The 24,045-nt window shown below is 40.1% G+C and carries 26 protein-coding genes; 22 read left to right on the top strand and 4 right to left on the bottom strand.

Annotated features, from left to right (window positions below):
* Positions 1–20 precede the first annotated feature (20 nt).
* The 3 genes from H6F44_RS01910 to H6F44_RS01900 all read right to left on the bottom strand — a co-directional run bounded on the left by H6F44_RS01910 (position 21) and on the right by H6F44_RS01900 (position 3,677).
* Positions 21–758, bottom strand: a complete 738-nt coding sequence (locus H6F44_RS01910; RefSeq protein ID WP_190349223.1) for a peptidylprolyl isomerase — start codon at positions 756–758, stop codon at positions 21–23.
* A gap of 129 nt (positions 759–887) precedes the next feature.
* Positions 888–2,255: an 8-oxoguanine deaminase gene (locus tag H6F44_RS01905; protein WP_190349222.1), complete on the bottom strand. Its 1,368-nt coding sequence runs from the start codon at positions 2,253–2,255 to the stop codon at positions 888–890.
* Positions 2,256–2,438: 183 nt separating this feature from the next.
* Positions 2,439–3,677 carry a Zn-dependent hydrolase gene (locus H6F44_RS01900; RefSeq protein WP_190349221.1) on the bottom strand — a complete coding sequence of 413 codons (1,239 nt, stop codon included), beginning with the start codon at positions 3,675–3,677 and terminating at the stop codon, positions 2,439–2,441.
* Between the two features lie 227 nt (positions 3,678–3,904).
* Between H6F44_RS01900 and H6F44_RS01895 the strand changes: the two genes are divergently transcribed.
* From H6F44_RS01895 to H6F44_RS01790, 22 genes are all read left to right on the top strand, one after another.
* Positions 3,905–4,603, top strand: a complete 699-nt coding sequence (locus H6F44_RS01895; RefSeq protein WP_190349220.1) for a GntR family transcriptional regulator — start codon at positions 3,905–3,907, stop codon at positions 4,601–4,603.
* Between the two features lie 95 nt (positions 4,604–4,698).
* Positions 4,699–5,544 carry a Uma2 family endonuclease gene (locus H6F44_RS01890; protein WP_190349219.1) on the top strand — a complete coding sequence of 282 codons (846 nt, stop codon included), beginning with the start codon at positions 4,699–4,701 and terminating at the stop codon, positions 5,542–5,544.
* Positions 5,537–5,974 (top strand): DUF29 domain-containing protein, encoded by a 438-nt coding sequence (locus tag H6F44_RS01885; protein ID WP_190349218.1) that lies wholly within the window; start codon positions 5,537–5,539, stop codon positions 5,972–5,974. The genes H6F44_RS01890 and H6F44_RS01885 overlap by 8 nt, the downstream gene beginning before the upstream one ends.
* Before the next feature lie 12 nt (positions 5,975–5,986).
* Positions 5,987–6,307, top strand: coding sequence for a nucleotidyltransferase domain-containing protein (locus H6F44_RS01880; protein ID WP_190349217.1), 321 nt, complete (start codon positions 5,987–5,989; stop codon positions 6,305–6,307).
* A complete protein-coding gene (locus H6F44_RS01875; protein ID WP_190349216.1) occupies positions 6,300–6,701 on the top strand; it encodes a HEPN domain-containing protein in 402 nt (133 codons plus the stop codon). The genes H6F44_RS01880 and H6F44_RS01875 overlap by 8 nt, the downstream gene beginning before the upstream one ends.
* Before the next feature lie 15 nt (positions 6,702–6,716).
* Positions 6,717–6,998: a BrnT family toxin gene (locus H6F44_RS01870; protein WP_190349215.1), complete on the top strand. Its 282-nt coding sequence runs from the start codon at positions 6,717–6,719 to the stop codon at positions 6,996–6,998.
* Positions 6,973–7,308: a helix-turn-helix domain-containing protein gene (locus H6F44_RS01865; protein ID WP_190349214.1), complete on the top strand. Its 336-nt coding sequence runs from the start codon at positions 6,973–6,975 to the stop codon at positions 7,306–7,308. Before H6F44_RS01870 ends, H6F44_RS01865 begins: the two co-directional genes overlap by 26 nt.
* A 2-nt stretch (positions 7,309–7,310) precedes the next feature.
* Positions 7,311–7,481, top strand: a complete 171-nt coding sequence (locus tag H6F44_RS01860; RefSeq protein ID WP_190349213.1) for a hypothetical protein — start codon at positions 7,311–7,313, stop codon at positions 7,479–7,481.
* A 75-nt stretch (positions 7,482–7,556) separates the two neighbouring features.
* Entirely contained in the window at positions 7,557–7,991 is a 435-nt protein-coding gene (locus H6F44_RS01855; protein ID WP_190349212.1) for a DUF29 domain-containing protein, read from the top strand.
* Between the two features lie 17 nt (positions 7,992–8,008).
* Complete coding sequence (locus tag H6F44_RS01850; protein WP_199301947.1) at positions 8,009–9,268, top strand: ABC transporter ATP-binding protein; 1,260 nt, start codon at positions 8,009–8,011, stop codon at positions 9,266–9,268.
* Between the two features lie 16 nt (positions 9,269–9,284).
* The gene (locus tag H6F44_RS01845; RefSeq protein WP_190349211.1) at positions 9,285–10,259 is read left to right on the top strand and encodes a capsular polysaccharide synthesis protein; all 975 of its coding nucleotides are present in this window, start codon (positions 9,285–9,287) and stop codon (positions 10,257–10,259) included.
* A 3-nt stretch (positions 10,260–10,262) separates the two neighbouring features.
* On the top strand, positions 10,263–11,453 hold the full coding sequence (locus H6F44_RS01840; RefSeq protein ID WP_190349210.1) for a methyltransferase domain-containing protein: 1,191 nt from the start codon (positions 10,263–10,265) through the stop codon (positions 11,451–11,453).
* Between the two features lie 39 nt (positions 11,454–11,492).
* Positions 11,493–12,500, top strand: a complete 1,008-nt coding sequence (locus tag H6F44_RS01835) for a glycosyltransferase (protein ID WP_190349209.1) — start codon at positions 11,493–11,495, stop codon at positions 12,498–12,500.
* Positions 12,501–12,519: 19 nt separating this feature from the next.
* Positions 12,520–13,410, top strand: coding sequence for a hypothetical protein (locus H6F44_RS01830; RefSeq protein ID WP_190349208.1), 891 nt, complete (start codon positions 12,520–12,522; stop codon positions 13,408–13,410).
* Positions 13,411–13,842 (top strand): cupin domain-containing protein, encoded by a 432-nt coding sequence (locus H6F44_RS01825; RefSeq protein ID WP_190349207.1) that lies wholly within the window; start codon positions 13,411–13,413, stop codon positions 13,840–13,842.
* A 62-nt stretch (positions 13,843–13,904) separates the two neighbouring features.
* Positions 13,905–14,750 carry a Uma2 family endonuclease gene (locus tag H6F44_RS01820; RefSeq protein WP_190349243.1) on the top strand — a complete coding sequence of 282 codons (846 nt, stop codon included), beginning with the start codon at positions 13,905–13,907 and terminating at the stop codon, positions 14,748–14,750.
* 17 nt (positions 14,751–14,767) lie between these two features.
* Entirely contained in the window at positions 14,768–15,883 is a 1,116-nt protein-coding gene (locus H6F44_RS01815) for a DegT/DnrJ/EryC1/StrS family aminotransferase (protein ID WP_190349206.1), read from the top strand.
* Entirely contained in the window at positions 15,880–16,647 is a 768-nt protein-coding gene (locus H6F44_RS01810; RefSeq protein WP_190349205.1) for a class I SAM-dependent DNA methyltransferase, read from the top strand. Before H6F44_RS01815 ends, H6F44_RS01810 begins: the two co-directional genes overlap by 4 nt.
* Positions 16,648–17,868, top strand: coding sequence for a glycosyltransferase family 4 protein (locus tag H6F44_RS01805; RefSeq protein ID WP_190349204.1), 1,221 nt, complete (start codon positions 16,648–16,650; stop codon positions 17,866–17,868).
* Between the two features lie 46 nt (positions 17,869–17,914).
* Positions 17,915–19,849, top strand: coding sequence for a glycosyltransferase family protein (locus tag H6F44_RS01800; protein ID WP_190349203.1), 1,935 nt, complete (start codon positions 17,915–17,917; stop codon positions 19,847–19,849).
* 5 nt (positions 19,850–19,854) lie between these two features.
* Positions 19,855–20,766, top strand: a complete 912-nt coding sequence (locus H6F44_RS01795) for a glycosyltransferase family 2 protein (RefSeq protein ID WP_190349202.1) — start codon at positions 19,855–19,857, stop codon at positions 20,764–20,766.
* 326 nt (positions 20,767–21,092) lie between these two features.
* Positions 21,093–22,490: a UDP-N-acetylmuramoyl-tripeptide--D-alanyl-D-alanine ligase gene (locus H6F44_RS01790; protein WP_190349201.1), complete on the top strand. Its 1,398-nt coding sequence runs from the start codon at positions 21,093–21,095 to the stop codon at positions 22,488–22,490.
* 753 nt (positions 22,491–23,243) lie between these two features.
* On the opposite strand, the gene aat is transcribed toward H6F44_RS01790, so the two are convergent.
* On the bottom strand, positions 23,244–23,864 hold the full coding sequence (gene aat, locus H6F44_RS01785) for a leucyl/phenylalanyl-tRNA--protein transferase (RefSeq protein WP_407681859.1): 621 nt from the start codon (positions 23,862–23,864) through the stop codon (positions 23,244–23,246).
* Positions 23,865–24,045: the final 181 nt, after the last annotated feature.

Raw genomic sequence — 24,045 nt, 5'->3', positions numbered from 1 at the left:
TATTACGATCTCTATTGCTCCTATTTGACAACAGCGATCGCTAGGGTTTTCATCTGTTGGGATACAGAATCCTCCAACCATTTACTGAAGCTCTCATCAATCAACCTTTGTCGCATAGCATCATCTAAACTTGCCGCCAATAATTTCTCCAAACGCACCAATACGATCCAATCGCCGATCACCGTTGGCGTTTGCACTTGACCAACATCACTAGCAACTAACATTTTGGATAGGTTGGGATGAATAGAACCCATTTCCACGGGACCAATTAGCCCTCCTGTTTGTGCTTCTGGTCCTTGAGAATATTCCCGTGCTAACTCTTCAAAGGTTTGCTCTCCTTCCTTGATCCGAAAGTATAGCTCCTGTGCCACACAAAAGTCCTTGGTACAAATCAAGGAATAAATGACCCGATCTAGGCTTTGCTTGCGCTCCAAAAAATTAGTATTTACCTTAGCTCCCCATTGTGACTGTTTAAACATGACCAGCTTCAACGATCGCTCAGCCCTTGCCTGTAACTGGGCGATCGTCATTCCCTGCTGCCCAAGCCAAGCCGCCAGCTTTTCATCAGAGTCGATCCCCAATTGCTGAAAGGCTTGTTGATAAGCAGACTGCTGCTCTTCAGGGGAAAGACTAATATCTGCCACACAGCGATCGAGGGTCATCTCCCTAATCAACTGCGGCAGCATCCCATAGCCAACCATTTTGGTAACTAATGTATCTGCGGGAAATGTACCGCCATTAATTTCGAGGGCTTGCATGGTTACTTGTTTGATGTATAAAGTGAATTTTGGGTGTTTTCAAAATCGATCATACTGTGTTTGGACACCAAAAAAGATAAGTAACGGCACGAAGCAACAATACTCATTTTCACGATTTCATCTTGACCTTTAGACCAGATTTTCGACTAACTTCCGCGCAATTTTATTAGTTTTTTCGATCAGTATGGGCAAATCTAGGGTGGTTAGCTGACCCTGATCCACGACTTTGCGTCCATTGATAAAGCTGTAGTCCACGGTGGGCGGTGGGCAGAAAATCAAGGCTGAAACCAAGTCATGCTGTGCGCCTGCAAACTGCGACTGGTCAATATTAAAGGCAATAAAATCCGCCGCCATATTTGGGGCGATCGCGCCAATGTCATCCCGTCCCAACACCCTCGCGCCGCCGATGGTAGCAACTTCTAAGATTTCCCTAGCACTCATGGATGTCGGGTCGCATTCGTTCACTCGCGCCAATAAAAAGGCAGTCCTTGCCTCCTGCAATAAATTCCCTGTGTCATTAGAGGCAGAACCATCAACGCCTAACCCAACAGGCACACCATGATTAAGCATTTTGCGGATCGGGGCAATGCCACTGCCGAGGCGCATATTGCTACAGGGGCAATGTGCCACGCCTGTACCTGTACGCCCAAATTTCTGAATCGATTCATCGGTAAGTTTAACGCAATGGGCGTGCCAGACATCATCACCGAGCCAGCCCACTGACTCGGCAAAGTCGGCGGGAATTTTGCCAAATTTAGCAAGACTATAATCAACATCGGATTTATTTTCGGCAAGGTGGGTATGCAAGCGCACGCTGGTGTAGGAACGCGCCATTTTTGCGGATTCGCGCATCAGGTCGGGGGTGACGCTAAAGGGGGAGCAGGGTGCTAGGGTAATCCGCAACATCGAGAAGCGATCAGCATCATGATAAGTCTCAATTAACCTTTGCGAATCCTTGAGAATATCCGCTTCTTTTTCGACGAGGCGATCGGGCGGGAGTCCGCCTTGGCTCTCACCAAGGCTCATACTGCCACGACTAGCATGGAAGCGCATTCCTATTTCTTTTATCCCTGCGATTTCATCATCGAGTCTACAATCATTGGGATATATATATAGGTGATCGCTAGCAGTAGTACATCCCGACAAAATCAGTTCCGCCGCCGCCATTTGAGCGCTAATGGCGATCGCCTCAGCGTTGAGATTGCCCCAAATCGGATAGAGGGTTTGCAACCAATTAAAGAGGCTGCAATTTTGGGCGGCAGGAATCACTTTAGTAAGCACCTGATAAAAATGGTGATGGGTATTCACCATCCCAGGCATCACAATATGTTTACCGCCTAAATCCAAAACCTCATCGGCAGTATCAGGCAATTCCGATGTTAACCCCACCTGCTCGATCGCTTGATCTCTAACAAAGATCGCCGCATTTTGCAACTCACGGCGATCGCGATCCATCGTGACGAGGGTGTGAATATTTTTGACTAAAAGGGTGGGCATAGTTTTTGGGCAGTTAGCGGTTAGCGGTTAGCGGTTAGCGGTTAGCGGTTAGGTTTTGGCTATTGGGGTAATTGGTTGCAAAAACAATTGACAGAAAGAAAATGAATTAAAAGCTAAAAGCTAACGGCTAAAAGCTAAAAGCTAACGGCTAAAAGCTAAAAGCTAAAAGCTAAAAGCCAAAAGCTAATAACTCTTATCGATCGCCAAAAGCGTTTGCAACAATACCTCTGCCCCTTGAGCGCATTGCTCTGGGGAGGTGTATTCTTCTTCAGAATGGCTGATGCCATCGCGACTAGGCACGAAAATCATCGCCATATCAGTGAAGCGCCCGATTTCCTGTGCGTCATGTCCTGCACGACTGGGTAAATAGTCGTAGCTCAGATCTAGCTGTTTGCAAACATCGGCGATCGTTGCCATGAGTTCGGGTTTCGCAAGGGTGGGCAAGACGTGAAGCTTTTGCTCAAAGGTGATTTCCGTGCCAGTGTTAGCGGCGATCGCCACTGCTTCTTTTTTGATTTCTGTAATTAAATATTGCAGATTCTCCTCTGAGAGATCGCGTAAATCGATACTTAAATTCACCAATGCAGGCACAACATTTGTGCCATTGGGTGAAACGGTCAGATGCCCAACGGTGGCAACTTGATCGCCGATGGTTTCCATGCCGAGACGATTAATGGCAAGCACTAACCGGGATGCGGCAACGAGGGCATCTTTTCGCATATTCATGGGCGTTGTGCCAGCATGGTTGGGACGACCAACGATCCGCACCATATAGCGATATTGCCCGACAATGCCCGTCACTACGCCGATCTGTTTATTTTTGGCTTCTAGCACGCCTCCCTGCTCCACATGGAGTTCGATAAAGGCGGCGATTTCCGAGCGATCGCGCTGGGCAGTATGTAATTTATCCCAATCACCGCCAACCATCTGCAAACAGGTTTGAATATCCGTACCATCTTTGCGACGATAGCGTTCGGGGTCAGTGGGAGCATTGCCCGCGATCGCCTTGCAACCAATTACACTATTTTCTTCGTCACTAAAAACGATCACTTCAAAGGGATGACGCAACCGCGTTTGACTTTGATGAAGTACCCGCGCCACTTCGATTCCCGCCAACACGCCCAAGCAACCATCGTAGCGCCCGCCAATGGGGACTGTATCAATGTGCGATCCCGTCGCCAAAGCTGCTTGCGATTTTGTTCCTGCATACCTACCAATAATATTACCAACCGCATCACTGCGTACTGCCATTCCTGCCTCTTGCATCCAGCGTGATACGAGTTGTCTTGCTTGGATATCGGCTTCAGAGAAAGCAAGGCGGCATACACCACCATTATCTAGCTTACCAATTTCTGCTAGTTCATTGATACTGAGGTAAAGGCGATCGCTATTTATCGCTAATTTGGAAAGTAAAGCTACCATGACTCGGATTATTCCATAAGTAATCTGCAAAGACTAACTGCAAAGGCTATGTATACAATATACTGTATACGCATTCTATGGCTGTTGTCAGTCTGATCAAAACACAAATCTATGAAGTGAGTTACCACACTTCTTGCTGCAAATTATTTCGGATATTTTGCGCTGTTTTAAGGTAGGCGACTCAAGCTATAAAATATTTTGTACCCCATAGTTATTGGAGAACTAATTTGTTGCTTTCGTCACCACGCCCTATCCAAAGATCGCGATCGCTGCGAGAGCAAACCTACCAAGTTTTGCGATCGGCAATATTGTCGGGGGAGCTATTGGCGGGATCGCGGTTGATCGAAACGCAAATTGCCGAAAAACTACAGGTTAGCCGTACACCGATTCGAGAAGCCTTGCAACAATTACAGCAGGAGCAACTAGTTGTGATTGATGCCAATGGCAGCCTGCGAGTGGTGAGCTTTTCCACCGATGATGCTAGACATTTATATCGTTGCCGCTTAGTGTTGGAGCGTGAATCTGTATTAGAAGCTTGCAAAAATGTAAATCAGGAATGCCTCGCTAAAATCGAGACGGCAATTTTGCAAGCAGAACGTGCCAATGATCAGCAACCCAACCAATTAACTAGTTATCAACTACTACACATTGACTATCAGTTTCATCGGGCGATCGCTGACTGCTCTGGCAATCCTTGGTTAGCCATGCTATTAGATCAATTATTTGACAAAATGGCACTATTACGGATGCAGACCATCCAGCAAAATCTTAAGGTCTTAGAAATTCGTTCTGAGCATCGGCAAATTTACAATGCGATCGCCCAAGGTAACTATGAAGATGCTTTGAGTGCTATCGGCAGTCATCTATTATCAAGTCAGGCAAGGGTAATCTATGAAATTGAGCAGTTGCAAAATGCTCAAGATTAAGGCATTTCAGATTGCATTAAGCAAAAGCATTTATGCTCAGCAGGAATTTAAGCTAATCTACAAATAAATGGCGATCGCGCAACAAGGAGGCAATTATGGCTGAAACTGCATTACTTGACCTAGACAATTTGCCAAAGTTAGACAATTTGCCAGAAATTGAGATTCCCCCCACCCAAGATCAATTACCTTGCGATGATGGTATACCCATGGAAACTGCTCGCCATAAACTACAGATGGATTTGCTCGTTAACCCTTTATCATCTTGGTTAGCAAATCGGGATGCCTATGTAGCGGGGAATATGTTTGTTTACTTTAGTCCCCATCAAGTCAAAAATCATGATTTTCGCGGGCCCGATGTATTTGTGGTGCTAGATGTACCGAGAGGAGAACGCAAAAGTTGGGTGATATGGGAGGAAGGAAAAGGTCCTGATGTGGTAATTGAATTGCTGTCCACAAGTACGGCAATATCGGATAAGCAGCAAAAAAAAGAGATTTACCAAAAACGATTGCGAGTACCAGAGTATTTTTGGTTCGATCCCTTCGACCCTAATGATTTTGCAGGTTTTTCTATTCAAGATCGTGGTTATGAGCCGATAATTCCCGATGCCCAAGGCAGGCTAATTAGTCAGCAACTAGGTTTAGCATTGGTGCATTGGTATGGATCATATTTCGACACCACTACTACTTGGTTGCGGTGGGCAACAATGGACGGCGCTTTATTACCTACCGATCTAGAGATTGCCAAACAAGCGCAGCAACGAGCCGAGCAAGCGCAGCAACGAGCCGAGCAAGCGCAGCAACAAGCCGAGCAAGCACAGCAACGAGCCGAGCAAGCGCAGCAACGAGCCGAGCAAACAGAGTCTCTTTTAGAAAAAGAGCGCCAACTTACTCAAAAGTTACTAGCCCAACTACGCGCTCAAGGCATCAACCCTAATGAATAATATGCTTTATGAAGAAGATTTTTATACTTGGACGCATCAACAATCAGAGATTTTGCGTCAGCGACAATTCGATCAGTTAGATCTGTCCCATTTAATTGAGGAAATTACAGATTTGGGAAATCGACATTACGATCAACTTGAGTCTCGGTTTATACAATTGATCGCGCATTTGCTAAAGTGGCAAGTACAACATTGGCGGCGCTCTAATAGTTGGCGTGCGACAATTCGTGTGCAACGTACATCCATTGACAAATTATTACGTCGCAATCCTGGTTTAAAGTCCCGTCTTGAAGAGGCTCTGACAGAAAGTTGGACTGAAGCTAGAGATTTGGCGATCGCGGAGACGGATTTACCTGATGATAATTTTCCTGAAATTTGTCCCTTTTCTTTAGAGGAGATCATGAACCATGACTTTTTCCCTGCAATTTAAAGTGATTTGATGATGCAGCAAGTAACCTCTGAGCTATTAGGGCAGATTACTCAAAAACTAGCGGCGGCTCTGAACCCAGAACAGATAATTTTGTTTGGCTCCTATGCCTATGGTGAACCTAATGAAGATAGCGACATTGACTTGATGGTAATTGTGTCGCATTCCGATGAGCCGCGTTATCGGCGATCGCGTCCTGCTTATAGGGCTTTGCGTGGGATTGGTATAGCCAAAGATATTATTGTAATGACTCGCGCAGAGGTTGAGCGTAAGGCTAATGTCCGTAGCTCACTAGTTTATCAAGTGCTGAATCAGGGTAGGGTTTTGTATGGATAGCGCCAGATATGAGGAGGTTCAGCAATGGCTTAACAAAAGCCAAAGGGATCTCAAAGTTGCTTGGGTACTACTTAATCACGAAGAGTCTCTGCTAGATGCTGTTGTCTATCATTGTCAGCAATCTGCTGAAAAAGCTTTGAAAGCTTATTTAACCTATCAAAATGTAGCATTTAGGAAAACTCATGATCTTGATATTTTAGTGGATTTGTGCGCTTTATCTGAACCTAGTTTCCAAGACTTGAAGGATAGTGCAGACAGCCTAACCCCATATGCAACGGAATTTAGATATCCTAGTGATACTATAGAGCCTGAGATAGATGAGGCTGAAGAAGCATTAGATATCGCGGGTTCGATTTTGGATTTTGTGATTAAGGTATTGCCAGATAATTTTTAAGTTAAGTACCTAAGCATGAATTTTGAGTGGGACGATACGAAGAACGAAATATGCTTCAGAGATAGGGGTTTTGATTTTGCCTATGCAGTAAGAGCATTTTTTGATCGCGATCGCCTTGTCCGTCCTGATACTAGGTATAGCTATGGAGAAGCCCGTTATCAACTGATGGGAATGATCGATAATCGGTTGTTTGTTGTGATCTATACTTACCGTAAGGATGTGATTCGCATTATTTCAGCCCGTAAAGCCAATTCTAGAGAGGTCAAACTATATGAAAATGACAATGCTAAGGATTGATCCTACTGATCCAGATTTCTTAGACATCGGGCGTATTGATCCTGTGCAAGTTGATGCGACTACGGATGAACAGATTGCTTTGCAACAGGCTGTAGATGATGGAGAAGCGATGCAGGAAATGGCGAAATTTGTGCGGCGCGTGCGATCGCGATTGGGGTTAAGTCAGGTAGAGTTTTCGCGGTTGATTAGTGTTTCGGTGAATACTGTAAATAACTGGGAGCATGGCAAGCGCTATCCTGTTGGTACGGCTAAGGCTCTTTTAAAAATATTAGATCGTTTTCCTGAACAAGTTTTGGCGGTTTTAAGTTAAGTATGTCTGATACGGTGATTAAGGTCGAAAATTTGAGTAAGCGCTATGTGATTGGACATCAGCGCCAAGAGCGTTATAATACTTTGCGTGATGCGATCGCTAATGGGGCAAGATCTTTGAAGCAAAAAATCTTTAACCCTCAACAAAAGTTAGCAGAACCTGCCCATGATTAGCTTTGGGCGCTGAAGGATATAATAGATACGAGGAAACAAAGCTTAGTATTGACTTTTTATAGAAGCTTGTGAGCCATGACCAAAACTACCAAAACTTTGTACGAGCAGGACTATGGACTTTGGGCTGAACAGATGGCAGATCTGATCGCGGCGGGACGTTTTGGGGAATTAGACATTGAAAATTTAGTTGAAGAGGTGCGCGATTTGTCGAAACGGGAGCGCGATCGCTTATTAAGCAGCTTGCGTTTAATTGTTCATCATTTGCTAAAGTGGGATCATCAGCCACAAAAAAGATCGCGGAGTTGGTCGGGAACGATTCAACGGGAGCGGGCGAATATTTCGCTTTATTTGGAAGATAGTCCTAGTTTGAAGCGCTATTTAGTCGATGAATGGTTGCATAAAATATATGTGGTAGCCTGTGCGGATGCTTTTAAAGAAACAGGCTTACAGTTTCCAGAGGTTTGTCCTTATGAGATTAAGGATGTCTTAGTGCGGGATATCTGTTTTTAGATAATTTTGGGTTAAATATGTCGGATACGGTGATTAAGGTCGAAAATCTGAGCAAGCGCTATGTGATTGGACATCAGCGCCAAGAGCGCTATAATACTTTGCGTGATGCGATCGCTAATGGTGCAAGATCTTTGAAGCAAAAAATCTTTAGTCCGCAACAAAAGTTAACAGACCCTGCCCATGAGGAGTTTTGGGCGCTGAAGGATGTGTCGTTTGAAATTAAGCAAGGCGATCGCGTTGGCATCATCGGACGCAATGGCGCAGGAAAGTCAACTTTATTAAAAATTCTAAGCCGTATCACGGAGCCAACTTCGGGAAGAATCTCGATTAAGGGCAGGGTGGCGAGTTTGTTGGAGGTGGGGACGGGTTTTCATCCTGAGTTATCGGGACGGGAAAATATTCTTTTGAATGGTGCGATCTTGGGGATGAGTCGGGCGGAGATTAATAAAAAGTTTGATGAGATTGTGGATTTTGCGGAGGTGGCGAAGTTTCTGGATACGCCTGTGAAGCATTATTCTTCGGGGATGTATGTACGGTTGGCGTTTGCGGTGGCGGCACATTTGGAGCCTGAAATCTTGATTGTGGATGAGGTGTTGGCGGTGGGAGATGCGGCATTTCAGAAGAAGTGTTTGGGGAAGATGGAGGATGTGGCGGAAAAGGAAGGACGGACGGTCTTATTTGTGAGTCATAATATGGCAGCGATAGAAAAATTATGTCCTTTATCTTTTCTAATTGAAAAAGGTAGTTTAGTGGGAAATTCACATACTAATGATTGTATAAATCAGTACTGGAACTCAAACAAAAAAACTCATTGTGTTGATAAATATATATTTAGAAATTCTAATTTTGATTTTTATTGCATGAATATAAGTAATCAAAAAGCCAACTCTGTCCCATGTGGTTCAGGCATAAAATTTTGCTTTGAATTTTACCAAGGTATAAACATACCAAATATTGATTTTCAAATAGCTATATTTAGTGCATCTGGCAATAGAATAATGACTATCAGTAGTCGTTTTCAGTCACAATCTAGTTTTAAAATTGATAAACCTTCTCTAATATATGCAACTTTAGAAAAGCTTCCATTATCTGTTGGAACTTATGATATATCATTCAGTATTTACGAAAACAATTTGTTTTTAGAGTATTGGGAATCAGTATTTAGTATTGAAGTATATCCGTTTGATTACTATAAAACTGGAAGACTACCAGATTCAGGTATGGGAAGTATATTAAGTGACTGTAGTTGGTCAAGCTTACCTCTAACATTAGTTTAATTAGGGAAATGTATAAATGTTTAATCTTATTCGTATATCTAAGTTAATTAAAAAAAAAGCAAATAAATATGTTAGCCAATGTATAAGAATAAAATTTGTATTCAATCAAATAAAGCTTTTCCTCTCTTTATCTTGTGAAGATCAAGAAGTCATCTCTGATATTATTTTGGAAAAAACTTCCTATCGAAGCTTTACATCGTTAAGCTATTTAAATTTGAATATAACTTACAATAACTATAGTCAAAATATGAATACTGAAAATCAACTTTCAGATACGATATGGAGATTTTGGTATCAAGGAGAATTCGATCAACCTAATATAGTTAGAGTCTGTGCAAAATCTTTTGAAGTAAATGGCTATGGCGAAAAAATTATTTTTTTAGATAGGAATAATATAGAAGACTATGTTGAAATACCAAACTATATATATGATAAGAAGAAAAATGGAAAAATATCAAATGTCAATTTCTCAGATATACTACGTTGTTTTCTATTAGCAGAATATGGAGGTGTATGGGTTGACGCAACTATTTATTTAAGTGATACTATTCCAGACTTTATTTATCAAAGTCCATTTTTCGCTTTCTCAGTTACTCCAATTGAATTATGTGGACGAGGAACTCTTTTATCTTCCAGTTGGTTTTTATATAGCCATAAAGACAGCCTTTTAATGAAAGCATTACGAGATATGATGGCAGAATTTTGGAAATATAATGAAACCTGCTATCACCACTATTATTTTCATCTTTTGCTTAGGCTGGTGATTGAAAGAAATAAACTAGCAGCTTCTGAATGGCAGCAAACTCCTTTCGTCAGTAATGTTCCACCGCATATTCTTCAATTAGAACTTTTCAATACTTTTAACTCTGATCGATTTGAACAGATAAAGAAGATGAGTACAATACACAAATTAACTTTCTATGGAAATAATTTTTCTCCTCAAAAGAAAAACACGGTTTATGAATTTTTACTAAATCAAAATATTGGTTAAGCCATGAAATCATTACTTGAAATCACGAAATTTAAAACTCAGTCGATACCACTTTCTAAAATCCTGTTAGGAGGAGAGAATGATTTATCAGGTTATAAATATGCTTTGATGACGGGTGAATACTTACGTCCTTCAAGCAGAGTAGAAACTAGCCCACACTCACAACTACTTCTTGACTATATTAAGCATAAAGACAAAGTATTAGACAAAGATTTTTTTGAAAAAACAGCTTATTTTAAAAATGCCCAAACTTGCATAGATTTATTTGGTGGATATTTCCCTCAAATAGATACGGATGAAACAATATATTTAGCGGCAGAGCGCTTTATCAAACTTTTTAATAAAGAAGATGTTTCTCATTTACCTTCAGAGGGGCATTCAAAAGACGGAGAATTAATTGAAGTTATTCCTCTTAAAAATTCTGACTGCTTCCAGCTTCTACAGGGAAATCATCGTGTTGCTTTTGCTATAGCAAACAATCTTTCTCATATTAAAGCCAAAGTTAATATTAGGAAGCAAGAGATTACTCCCATTCAATTTCTTCTTGAAAATCTCCTGTGGGAACAGGGAGAAAAAATATTATATCAACCTTTACCTTGCCCTGAATTAGAATCGCATTGGGTACTAGCTCGAAATTGTGAAGATAGATTTTCTAGAATGAAATCTTTCCTTTTAGATACGATTAGAATAGAGCCACGTTACACTACTTACTTAGATTTAGGTTGCTACTATGGATGGTTTGTAAGTAGATTTCTAAGTATTGGTTTTGAAGCATACGGAGTAGAAAAAGACAATATACCTATCCAAATAGGAGAGATTGTTTTTACTAACACCAAAAACAAGATATTTAAAAATGAAATTATTAGATTTTTCAAATCATCTAATAAGCAATATGATGTAGTTAGCTGTTTAAGTATAATGCATCATTTTATGAGTCAGAGAGAGAAAAGAAATCCCCAAGAATTATTAAAGTTTTTAGATAAATACACTGGTAAAATTCTTTTTTTTGAAATGGGCGAAGAGCATGAAAAATGGTTCTCAAACTCTTTAAAAGGATGGAATGTTGATACTATTGAAGAATGGATAATCTCAAATACAAGTTTTACGAAGTCTTATAGGCTAGGAAGAGACAGTGATTCTCAAGGTGTGTTTGCAGGAAACTTTAACAGAATGTTATTTGCATTTGTAAAATAAATCAAAAAGTCTAAAAGAAAAAAATGTATGTTGATATCAGTGGTTATTCCTACCCTTAATCGTGATAAATATTTAAGAGGATGTCTTATTTCATTAGTTCACCAACACTTTAATATTGATCAATACGAGATTTTAGTGATTGACAATGGTTCAGTTGATACTACTAAAGTAAGTACCCACACAATCATCTCATTATTCAATCAACATCATATTAGATATATCTACGAACCTGAACCAGGGCTTTTGTCAGGCAGACACCGAGGAGCATTAGAAGCCAAAGGTAACATTTTAGTTTTTGTTGATGATGATATTGAAGCAGATCCAGATTGGCTATCAGCAATTTGTGAATCATTCTATGATCCATTAGTTCAATTAGTAGGAGGTCGTAACCTACCTAAATACGAATCTACACCTCCAGAGTGGCTACAATACTTTTGGGTTGAACACCCCTTTGGTCAATACTTAGGAGAACTCAGCCTGCTTGACTTTGGAGAGCAAGTTCAAGAAATAGATGCTAACTATGTTTGGGGCTTAAATTTTTCTATTCGCCGCCAAGCATTATTTGATTTAGGTGGTTTCCATCCTGATTGTATTCCCAAGCATTTACAACATTTTCAAGGTGATGGAGAAACAGGACTAACTATCAAAGCTAACCAACTAGGATACAAGGCAATTTATCAACCAAAAGCCCTAGTATTTCATCAAGTTCCTAGAAGTAGAATGACTTATGAATATTTTGAACAGCGTTACTTTTATCAAGGTGTTTGCAACTCTTATACTAAAATTAGAGAGTTAGGACACTTACCCAAAGTTAATAGGTTTAGTGAAATTAAATATCTGATCAAATCTTTGTTAAAAAAGACAAAGCAAATAACATTTAATCATCGCTCCTCGAAAGAATTTATACTGAAGTCTCATTTTTTGAAATTCTTAGAATTGGGATGTCGATTCCATCAAGAATCTGTTCGCAAAAATCCATTGCTTCTAAATTGGATTCTTAAATCAGATTATTGGGATTATAAATTACCAAACATCACACTAGAATAATCTAATATCTAATTCACTCATGTTCAATATAGTTAAACAAAAAATAAAGAGATTATTAGGATTATCTCATAATATCGCTTCTAGCGAAGAGATAAAGTTATTATCGCAAGAAATACAAGTCTTGCTTAAATTTAAGTATAGAGAGTATATTAAACATTCTCCTGAACAATTGCCAAAATTTGATGAGATTGGTTTTAAAGCTTACTCTCAAGTTGAAGAAGATGGTATCTTACTTTATATCTTCTCTTTGATTGGCGCTGCAAATAAGAAAGTAGTGGAAATTTGTGCAGGTAATGGTCAAGAGTGCATGGCAGCCAATTTGATTATCAATCACGGCTGGCAAGGGTATCTCTTTGATGGCTCAGAAAATAACGTTAAATCTGGGCAATCTTTTTTTGCTAACCACAAACAAACATTTTTAATGCCGCCGACATTTAATCAAGCTTGGTTTACAGCCGAAAATGTCAATCAAATATTATTAGACTCAGGTGCTAACGGTGAAGTAGATTTACTTAGTCTAGATATTGATGGTATGGACTATTGGGTATGGAAAGCTGTTGAATGTATTCAACCTAGAGTATGTGTTTTTGAAACTCATAATGTAATTCCTTCTCATTTATCTCTTACAGCCAAATATGACCCTGATTTTTACTATCTTAATCAGCCAATTGAGCATCAAGACTACCGCAGTGCGTCCCTATTAGCTATGGTAAATCTAAGTAAATCAAAAGGATATCGTTTGATCGGCTCTCATCGACATGGATTTAACTGCTTTTTCATGAGAAATGATATTGGACAAAAATACTTCCCTGAAGTAAGCGTTGAGTCTTGCCACGACAATCCATATACAAAGTTAGCCCAAGAATCGCGATGGAATCGAGTAAAAAGTTTAGATTGGCAGGAAGTCTAAATGCTTGAAAATATTACTAACCAAGAACAACTGTTAGCGATTATCGTTTCAGATAAATTCGATCGCCAAGGTATTCATTTTTTTACACCCAATGAGCTATCTCAACAACTTGCCTATATGCACCACCCCACAGGCAAAATCATAGAACCCCACGTTCATAACCCCGTTCATCGAGATGTTTTCTTTACCCAAGAAGTTTTATTTATCAAAAAAGGCAAACTGCGAGTTGATTTTTACAATGACGCACAGAAATATTTAGAAAGTCGGATTTTGCAAGCGGGTGATGTCATTTTATTAGTCACAGGCGGACATGGCTTTGAAGTAATCGAAGAAATTGAAATGATCGAAGTCAAACAAGGTCCCTACGTTGGCGATCAGGACAAAACAAGATTTATCGGCATATCATCAGATCAAGCCAACATTAAACCCTGATCGCTTTTTTGAATCATAACAATACTAAAATCAAACATAGGATCATGATTGGGGTTAAAAATATGTATCAAACCTTTCCACCGCGATCGCCCCGCGAAAGCCTGCCCACCATGTATGACTTACCCAGCGAAGACCCAGAGGAACTTGGTTTGCCAGACGAATTTCATCTACTCCAACCCGAATTACTACGCCAAACCTTTCGCCCCCCCACTTACGCCGCCGACAATATCTTTACCGCCAGCGACCTGAATCTTTACTATGATTTGCGCCATCCCCAATGGTACAAACGTCCAGATTGGTTTGCTGTACTAGGAGTCTCGCGGCTCTATGATGAACGCGACCTCCGCCTAAGTTATGTCGTCTGGCAAGAAGGAGTCTGTCCCTTTGTCGCCATTGAATTATTATCCCCTGGCACAGAAAAAGAAGATCTGGGGCAAACCTTACGCGAAATTAGTCAACCTCCCAATAAATGGGCAGTCTATGAACAAATTCTCAGGATTCCCTATTACTTTGTCTTTAACCGTTATACCGACGAATTGCAGGCCTTCGGCTTGGTCAGGGAAAGCTATCAGCCTTTATCAGCAATAAAGATGGGATTTTGGCTAGAAAAAGCACAATTGGGACTAGGACTATGGCAAGGCAGTTATCAAGGCATTAATCGCCAATGGCTACGTTGGTATGACCATGATGGTCAATGGATCTTGACACCTACAGAACAGGAGACCCAAGTTGCAACTCAAGAAAGGCAACGGGCTGAACAAGAAAGGCAACGGGCTGAACAAGAAACACAACGAGCTGAACAGGAGAGGCAACGGGCTAACCAAGAAGCTCAAAGGGCTGACCAAGCTATTGCTGAGGTGCAGAAACTCAAGGAAAAAATGCGATCGCTTGGCTTGTCTGTCGAATAACTCTAGGTCAGAACTGCATGGAATTTATACCTGTTAACCAACCCTTGCTAGATGGCAATGAGAAAAAATACTTAAATCAATGTATTGACACTGGCTGGATCTCTTCCGAAGGCAACTTTGTTAAACAATTTGAAGAGATGATGGCGGCAAGGTGCGATCGCCAGTATGGAATCGCCGTTAGTAATGGCTCAGTTGCCCTAGATGCTGCCATCACAGCATTAGGGATTACCAAAGGCGATGAGGTGATCTTACCAACATTCACGATTATTTCTTGTGCCGCCGCGATCGTCCGTGCAGGCGCATTACCCGTAGTCGTTGATGCCGATCCCGTCACTTGGAATATCGATGTTCAGCAAATTGAAGCAAAAATAACGCCATTCACCAAAGCAATCATGATCGTCCATATCTACGGCTTACCAGTTGATATCGATCCGATTCTAGAACTTGCCGCTAAGTATGGACTATTGATCATCGAAGATGCAGCCGAAATGCATGGTCAAACCTATAAAGGTCTTCCCTGTGGCAGTTTTGGCGACATTAGCACCTTTAGTTTTTACCCCAACAAACACATCACCACCGGCGAAGGTGGCATGATTGTCACCAATAGTCCGCACCTAGCAGAAAAATGCCGATCGCTGCGTAATCTCTGTTTTCAACCCCAAAAAAGATTCGTGCATGAAGAATTAGGCTGGAACATGAGAATGAGTAACCTACAAGCGGCGTTAGGAGTCGCTCAATTAGAACGCTTGGATACCTTTGTGCAACGCAAACGCAAAATGGGCGAGCTTTACAATAATTTATTAGCGGATATGGCTAGCATTCAGTTACCATTGCCTCAAACCGATTATGCCAATAATATCTACTGGGTCTATGGCATCGTCTTAAAAGATCTGCTACCCTTTGATGCAGAAGCAGTCATGAAAAAATTAGCAGATTATCAAATCGGTACGCGCCCATTTTTCTGGTGTATGCACCAACAACCCGTATTTCAAAAGATGGGTTTATTTGCGGGCGTTTCTTGTCCTGTAGCCGAAAATTTAGCCCGCCGAGGTTTCTATATTCCTAGTGGACTTGCCTTAACTGAGCAACAAATTCAACAGGTTTCTGATGCTTTACATGAGGTTTTACAATGACAGTTTTTGGTGATTACTCCCGTTATTACGACTTACTCTATCGCGACAAAGACTATATCGGCGAAGTCCAATTTATCCATCAACTCATTCAATCCCATGCTCCTAATAGTCTCGATATCCTAGAGCTAGGTTGCGGTACTGGTCATCATGCAGCCCTTTTAGCTCAACAAGGCTACAAATTGCATGGCATTGATGTTAGTCAAGAGATGCTAGACTGTGCGTTTAAGAGGCGATCGCAACTAACTACAGAAATAGCCTCAAACTTGCAATTTACTCAAGGCGATATTTGTCAAGTCAGACTAAATCAACAATTCGATGTAGTCATCTCTCTATTTCATGTCATTAGTTATCAAACAACCAACGCTGATTTACAAGCCGCCTTTGCCACAGCCAAAGCCCATTTAAAACCCAATGGCATATTTATATTTGATGTCTGGTATGGTCCAGCCGTGTTAACAACCCCACCAGCAGTTAGAGTAAAGAGATTAGAAGATGAAACAACCCAAATAACTCGAATTGCTGAACCAGTAATGTATCCAAATGAAAACTGTGTGGATGTAAATTACAATATTTTTATTAAAGATAAAACTGATTTTGCCATAACAGAAATCACAGAAACTCATAAAATGCGTTATTTATTCAAACCAGAACTAGAAATATTACTAGCAAATTCTCAACTAGGAATTTATAACTATCAAGAATGGCTAACCAATCAAAATGCAAGCCTTGAAACTTGGAACGTTTACTTTTTGGCGAGTAACTAAATGAAGATCGCGATTCCAATTAGTGAACAGATCGATACGAGAGGTGGTGGTTATACCTTTGAGTCTCAATTGTTAGAGGAAATAATAAGATCCTCTGCTGATTCCTCTCACGAATTTATTCTATTTGTACCAAGTTATAAAATAGTAAGCTATCTCTCAAGCATTCCTATTCAAGTTGTTTGTACTTATAGATCACCTCTCAAAAAAATTTATTCCTATCTAGATACTAAACTTAAAATCTTAATTCATAAATTATTTGATTTACCTACCTATGCCTTTCAATATCAAGGTGGCTACAAGCGCCATATTAATGCCCTACTAAATCACCACAAAATAGATATTGTTTTATCTATTTCGCCAATTATTTTTGCTGACGTAGATTGCCCTTATATAACACCAGTTTGGGATTTAGCGCATCGAATATATCCCTACTTTCCTGAAGTCAGCTCTAGCGGACAATGGGAAGAACGTGAAAATTATTATGCAAAGGTAATAAGACGAGCAACGTTTATTATTACTGGTACGGAAGTTGGTAAAGCCGAAATCGAAAAGTTTTATCAGGTTCCTTCAGAGAGAATAAAAGTAATACCATTTTTTACACCAAAGCTTCAAGCAAATGCTCAATCACATAATCAAGACATAAACCAAAAATACAATCTTCCCAAGCAATATTTGTTTTATCCAGCTCAATTTTGGGCGCATAAAAATCATATTTCTATACTTCAGGCAATACAAATATTAAAGCATGACTATCAACTAAATATGCCATTAGTTTTAGTAGGATCCGATCAAGGGAATGCCGATCACATTAAGTCAATGATACAAAAGTTAGAGCTATCTGATTATGTTCACTTTTTAGGATTTGTGCCGCAAGAAGATATGCAACCTCTTTACAGTCAGGCTTTTGCACTGATATATATGACTTTCTTTGGTCCTGATAATTTACCTCCTCTTGAAGCTATGTCTGTGGGCTGTCCTGTGATAGCATCTAATGTATCAGGGGCAAGTGAGCAATTAGGGAATGCAGCTTTAATAGTGGATCATAAAAATCCTAATGCGATCGCCAGTGCTATTAAGCTGTTATTAGATGATCCTGTACTGCGGAATAGTCTAATTGAGCGCGGATTGGTACGAGCTAATCAATGGGAAGTTGAAGATTATGTTAAGGAGCTATTTAAATTGATCGATGATTTCAAAACGGTTCGATGTTGCTGGGATTGAGTCACGAATTATAAATTTTATTAGTTGTTATATCCCAAAAATATCTATGCGAATCGCCATTCATAACTCTTTCTTTGGACAAAAGTTTGCTGAAACTGAGCTAGTTAGACGAATTATTATTGCGGCTCAAAACCTAGGATGGGAATCAATAGAAACTAATCTTGCTCAGGAAATGGATGTATATAAACCTGACTTTGTGTTGGTTACGCACTTTAACACCCCTAAGCTTTCGCAGTTTCCTACCTATGGATGTATGTGGAATCCTCCAATATTTTTTGATCGCTATGCAGAATTTAAAAGTAAGTATGTAGACTCTGAACAAATTACTGAAAAACATTCCAATATATTGAGCTATGACGCTTATCTATCCTCATCTAATAAGTTTGACTACTGGCTAAGTAAACAACTAGACAGTACTGCTAAAAAGTATTTTATCGTACCATTTTTTACTAGCTGTAATCAAACAGAATATATTACTCCTAATTTACAGAATCCTCAACTAGTTTATATAGGTAGTAATTGGGATGGAAATAGATTTAAGAATCTTTTTAAGGGGCTAGATTGCTGTAACTTCATGCAGGTCTATGGTAGTAGGTGGGACTATTTGCGAAGATCCTATCGAGGTAATCTTCCTTTTGATGGAGTTAGTGTGTTAAAAGCTCTACAAAATGCAGGAGTAGGCTTATGTCTGCATCGTCACGAACACACTGAAACTGATATGCCGTCTATGCGAATTTTTGAAATTGTCGCTTCGGGGGCGATCGCCATCTGCGGTGAACATACATTTATTAGAAATGCTTTTGGGGATAGCGTATTGTATGTTGAGACAGATGCTAGACCAAGTGAGCAAGTCAAGCAGATTAATAACCATATGCAGTGGATTCAAAATCATCCTCAAAAAGCCTTAGAAATGTCTAAACAAGCCCATGAGGTGTTTTTAGAGAAATTTACTCTTGAGAAACTATTACTAGGAATTATTCCACACCATCAAAAACTACTAATAGACAAGGGTTTTGTTAGGAACATCGTTAACTTTCAGCCTAGTTGTGGACAGGTTGAATTTATTGTTAGGGTCGGTGATCGTAGTTTATCCATGTTGAAGCGATGTTTAGATAGTATTGCTAACCAGACATATAATAATATTAGAGTTATTCTAATTAGTTATAAAAAAATTCAAGGACTAGAAACATTACTCTGCTTGTATAAAGACATCATGGATATGTCAATAGTTGAAAGTGATTACACTGGTTTTAGAAGTAGTCAAATTAGAGATGGGCTTAACAATCTTAGAGGAACGTATTTTGCAATTGTTGACGATGATGACGTTATATATCCAAATCACACATACATTCTTGTTTCTATTTTGAATCAATTTGAGAATATTGGTGTGGCATACTCAGGAGCAATTAAAGTTTGGGAACGTTTTCAAGAATCAGAATTCATAAAAAAAGAGCTTACATATTTTAAGCAGTTTGATCCCGTAAAAATTGCTAAATTTCAAAACTTTATCACTTCTAATAGTTTTATAGCTAGATCATCTTTGCTAACAGATGTCTATCAAGAAGATCCTTGCTTAGAAACAGCAGAAGACTTTTATCTTATTTTGCAGCTATGTAGTAAAACATTATTTATGTTTAGTCACGAGATTACCTGTCAGTTCTATTGGCGTGATGACATTAGAGATAACGTTAGTTTAACCGAGATAGATAGTAGCAATCGCTTATGGAAGTCATTTGAGAATGCAAATATTCTATTTGCAGATAAACTAAACCAATCTCTTGAAGAGTGTCAGCATTTAAAGTTATCTGAGTTAAGACACAGTAAGGTTGAAAAACTTTTAGGTTCTAGTAAATCTAAAGTAACTATTTATAGTTTACTTAGAGAGTTGTATTTGAATCTTTCAAAAGGCGGTAAATTCAATAAAAGCCCTAACATTGTTGGTAAATTTCTAATTTTCTTAAAGCAATTATTTTTAGAATAAGTTTTATGCTTAATATTAGTATTGTGATCACTTGCTATCGCGAAGGTGATTTGCTATACGATGCGATTAGTAGTATCTTATCGCAAACTTTACTACCTTTAGAGATAATTATTGTAAACGATGCCTCTAGCGATCGCCGTACTATTGAGGTATGCCAAGAATTAGAAAAAAACTCCCTGATTCAAGTGATTTGGCGACAAGAAAATGGTGGCTCCTCAGTGGCTCGCGATCAAGGTTTTGCGATCGCCCAAGGTGAAATCTTAGTACCTTTGGATGGCGATGACATTTTACCAAGCAATGCTATAGAGCTAATCAGTAATACTTTCAGAGAGGATGATCGATTAGGGTTTGTCTATGGAAACTACGTTAGACAAGACAAAATTAATAGACAAAAAGTAATTAATCCTCAAGATATATCATTGCGAGAAATGTTGAGATCCAAGCCATTGTCTCTAAGTTCTAATTGGAAACTCATTGGCACAACCCCAATTCGCAAGGCTCTATGGCAAAGTTTAGGTGGCTATGATCATAGTTTCGGCATCAATGATTTGCACGATGTGGAATTTTGGATTAGGGCGATCGCCTCAGGTTGTCGTTATCAATATATTCCATCGGTGATCTATGTGTGGCGTAAATATTTAGGTAATAATAGTCGCCGAGTCACTATTGATTCATGGCAGAGAATTGCCGAAAAGTACACTTCAATCTATCAAGATTTTGGTTTAAATTATCGAAATTATGAACTGATGTTACTAGCAAGTAAATGGCATAACGATAATATTCAGATCGAGTACTATTCTCAAAAGCTTAGAGACTGCCTATTTCAAGGCAATTATAGATTTTCCACTTTCCTAATTCTGCTATTACCTTCTTTTTTATTAAGGGTATTTGCAACATTTATGAGCCAGAAACGCTAAAAAGAAGCTAAAAAGAAGTTACAGCACTTTGTGCTTAGCTAAATAGACTGTACTAAAATCAAATTTATAAACTTTCTAGCCGCTTTTTAGAGGTTAGCAGAGTTGATCAATATACAGCCTAAAATCAGCAAAATCTAAGGTGTGGGGCGCAACCCTGTTAAAGTGACTTTGCCTCTATTTTGCGTAAGTCCTAATTTTCTGACTTGGTTGGGATTTGAGCGCAAAGCACTGTAATATTATGCCTATTGATAGATTGCTCTGACGTTCTTTCGGTCAGTGTTCGCCATCTTTACCCGCAGTCCAGATATAGACAAGAAATTTTCAGCATGACCTGCACCTGCACGATTAGCCAAGCGATCGCCATTACATCAGCAACGGTTGCCCACATTGAACCCTCTACGCAAAATCAAATCATCATTCAGGGCATTGTGTCCGATAGTCGGAAAATTGTCGCGGGTCAGTTATTTGTGGCTCTAGTTGGCGAAAACTTTGATGGGCATGGGTTTGTGGCAGCAGCGATCGCAAAGGGGGCAGTGGCGGCGATCGTCAGCCAAGCTTGGGCAGCACAATTTATTAACCTTGGGCTACCTATTTTAATTGTTGAAAATACGCTTACTGCCTATCAAGATTTAGCCCGTTGGTGGCGATCGCAGTTTGATCGCCCCGTAGTAGCAATTACAGGCTCGGTGGGCAAAACCACCACCAAAGAAATAATCGCGAGTATGCTGTCTTGCTATGTGCAGCCTGAACATAGGGTGCATAAGAGCCAAGCCAATCACAACAATGATATTGGGGTGGCGCAAACATTGCTGGCGCTCGACCCTGCCCACAATGATTTTGCGGTGGTGGAAATGGGGATGCGGGGTCTAGGCGAAATCGCCAGACTAGCACGTACCGCCTTACCAACGGTGAGTGTAATTACCAATGTTGGCACGGCTCACATTGGCAGACTTAGCTCAAGGGAGGCGATCGCGATCGCTAAATGTGAACTCCTCGCCGAGACCCCCTTAGAAGGCACAGCAATTCTCAATGCAGGCAACCCCCTGTTGCAAGAAACCGCCCAAAACGTTTGGCAAGGCAAAACCATTACCTATGGCTTAGGCATCGGCGATATCAATGGTACTCTCATCGACAATCAGCTTCATGTGCAGTCGCAAGGACAGCAATATGTTTGGCAAATGCCCCTACCAGGTGAACACAATGCCCTAAACTTTTTGGCAGGTTTGGCAGTGCTCAAAGCTCTAAACCTAGATTGGCAAGTCACCACTCAAGGCATTGGTAAATTGGATCTGCCCTTTGGCAGGGCGCAAATCTACGATCTGCCTAAGGATGTGGTGATTTTGGATGAAACCTATAATGCTTCCCCTGAAGGAATGTTGGCTGCCTTGCATCAATTGGCGAAAATGCCAGCTCAGCGCCATTGGGCAGTTCTTGGAACTATGAAAGAACTGGGCGAAATGTCCTCACAACTACATTATCAAATTGGTGAAACCATATCTAAATTGGGGATCGAGGCGGCAGTTGTTTTAGCCGATGGCGAAGCGGATGCAATTTTGCAGGGGGCTAATGGCTCTCTTAAATATGCGATCGCCTGTCAGTCCCATCAAGAAATTACAGATACCCTTTTAAACCAGATAAGGGGCGGCGATCGCATTCTTTTCAAGGCTTCGCGATCGGTCGGGATGGATCAGGTTGTCCAAGATTTTCGTCAAAACTGGAATTAGTTTTCCATCGTCTCAACAGGCTGCAATATCGCAGTTTGCAAATTGTCCTTGACAACTTGCAAACCATCAAATCCATATTTTTTGTCTTCTGTTTTTACCTTGTCCGTATCAATGTAAAACCCGCGATATTTCGATTTCTGATGATGAATGTGTTAAAGAATCATTAAGAATCACCATTAAAATGATTGAGCAATTTTTGTTTGATAAGTATAATTACTTAGTCAATTAATCTTGATAACTAACTCTAAAGAAAGTGTTAAGCGATCCCCAAATTATGCAAATTTCAATCAAAATAATATTATTCAAACGGAGCCAGCTTATATATAGGCTCTGAATTTATATAAGAAGTTAATAAAAACACCAAAGAATAAGTGATCCCAAGAAGCAGAAAGGTATTTTTACCTAGCTTAATGGGGTCACTTATTTTTTAGATTATTTTTTATTTTAGACTTTTAGAACAAGCCCAATTGGATTAGGGCTTCAAATTCAGTGTTTTTACCAAAGGAAATATGACAATGATCAGGGCAAAGCACATGGCAACAGGGATTATAAAGAAAATATTAAGCGATCCCAAATTTGATTCATAATCTTGCAAAATATAGTCATTCAAACGGAATCAGCCTATATACAGATTCTGAATTTTAAATCCAATTTAAGAACATTTTCATAAAAACAATTTGCGACCTCTAGGTATCCATACTTAGGGGTCGCAAATTGTTTTTTCTGGATCTGATCTAGTAATTTGATAATTATTTAACTATTGCCCCCTGCCTGTGAGTATGACTCTTGGCGATCGCCAAATCTGCATTGGGTGGTTAGACCTTTGTGCAGTAACTTTTGATAGCTAGAATCATCGATTTCAAACGCGCCAAATCGCTCAAGGTGCGGATTCATCAATTGTGCGTCAAATAGGACAAAACTCCGCGATCGCAAATGCTCGACCAGTTTTACCATTGCCACTTTTGAGCCGTCAGGAATTTTAAAAAACATCGATTCGCCAATAAACACGCCGTTAATGGCAAGTCCTAAAATTCCCCCTGCTAATTGATCCCCTTGCCATGTTTCAAAGCTATGCGCCCAACCCGCTTGATGTAGTTCTCCATAGAGCGATCGCAACTCCTTTGATATCCATGTGGTGGGGCGATCGGCGCAGCCTTCGACAATTTTTTCAAAGGCGGTGTCGATTCTCACCTCAAAGCGGTCTTGATTGAGAATGCGCTGTAAAGATTTGGGATAACGAAATCGGCGATCAAGGGGAATCAAGGTGCGCTTATTGGTGTAGTACCACTCGATCGGCTGACCATCGCCATCGGACATCAAAAAATGTCCTTGAGAATATCCCTCAATAATGCTGTTGATATTAAATTTTTTCACCATTTACCAAGCTGATAGAGCCTATTGAGTTTTTAAATCGGCGCGAAGCTCTGTAATTACGAATTATATGGCAATTTGCTTTGGCTAACCGATTTCCTGATTGGTACAACCTGTCTTCCACCAACCTGATCGGCTGACAACTCTCCCCCCAAAAGTGGACAGGATGTCCACGCTACAAGGA

The organism is Pseudanabaena cinerea FACHB-1277, assembly GCF_014696345.1.
Taxonomy (GTDB): domain Bacteria; phylum Cyanobacteriota; class Cyanobacteriia; order Pseudanabaenales; family Pseudanabaenaceae; genus Pseudanabaena; species Pseudanabaena cinerea.
Note: the sequence above shows the minus strand (reverse complement) of the source record. Positions and strands in the feature narration are given on the sequence as shown.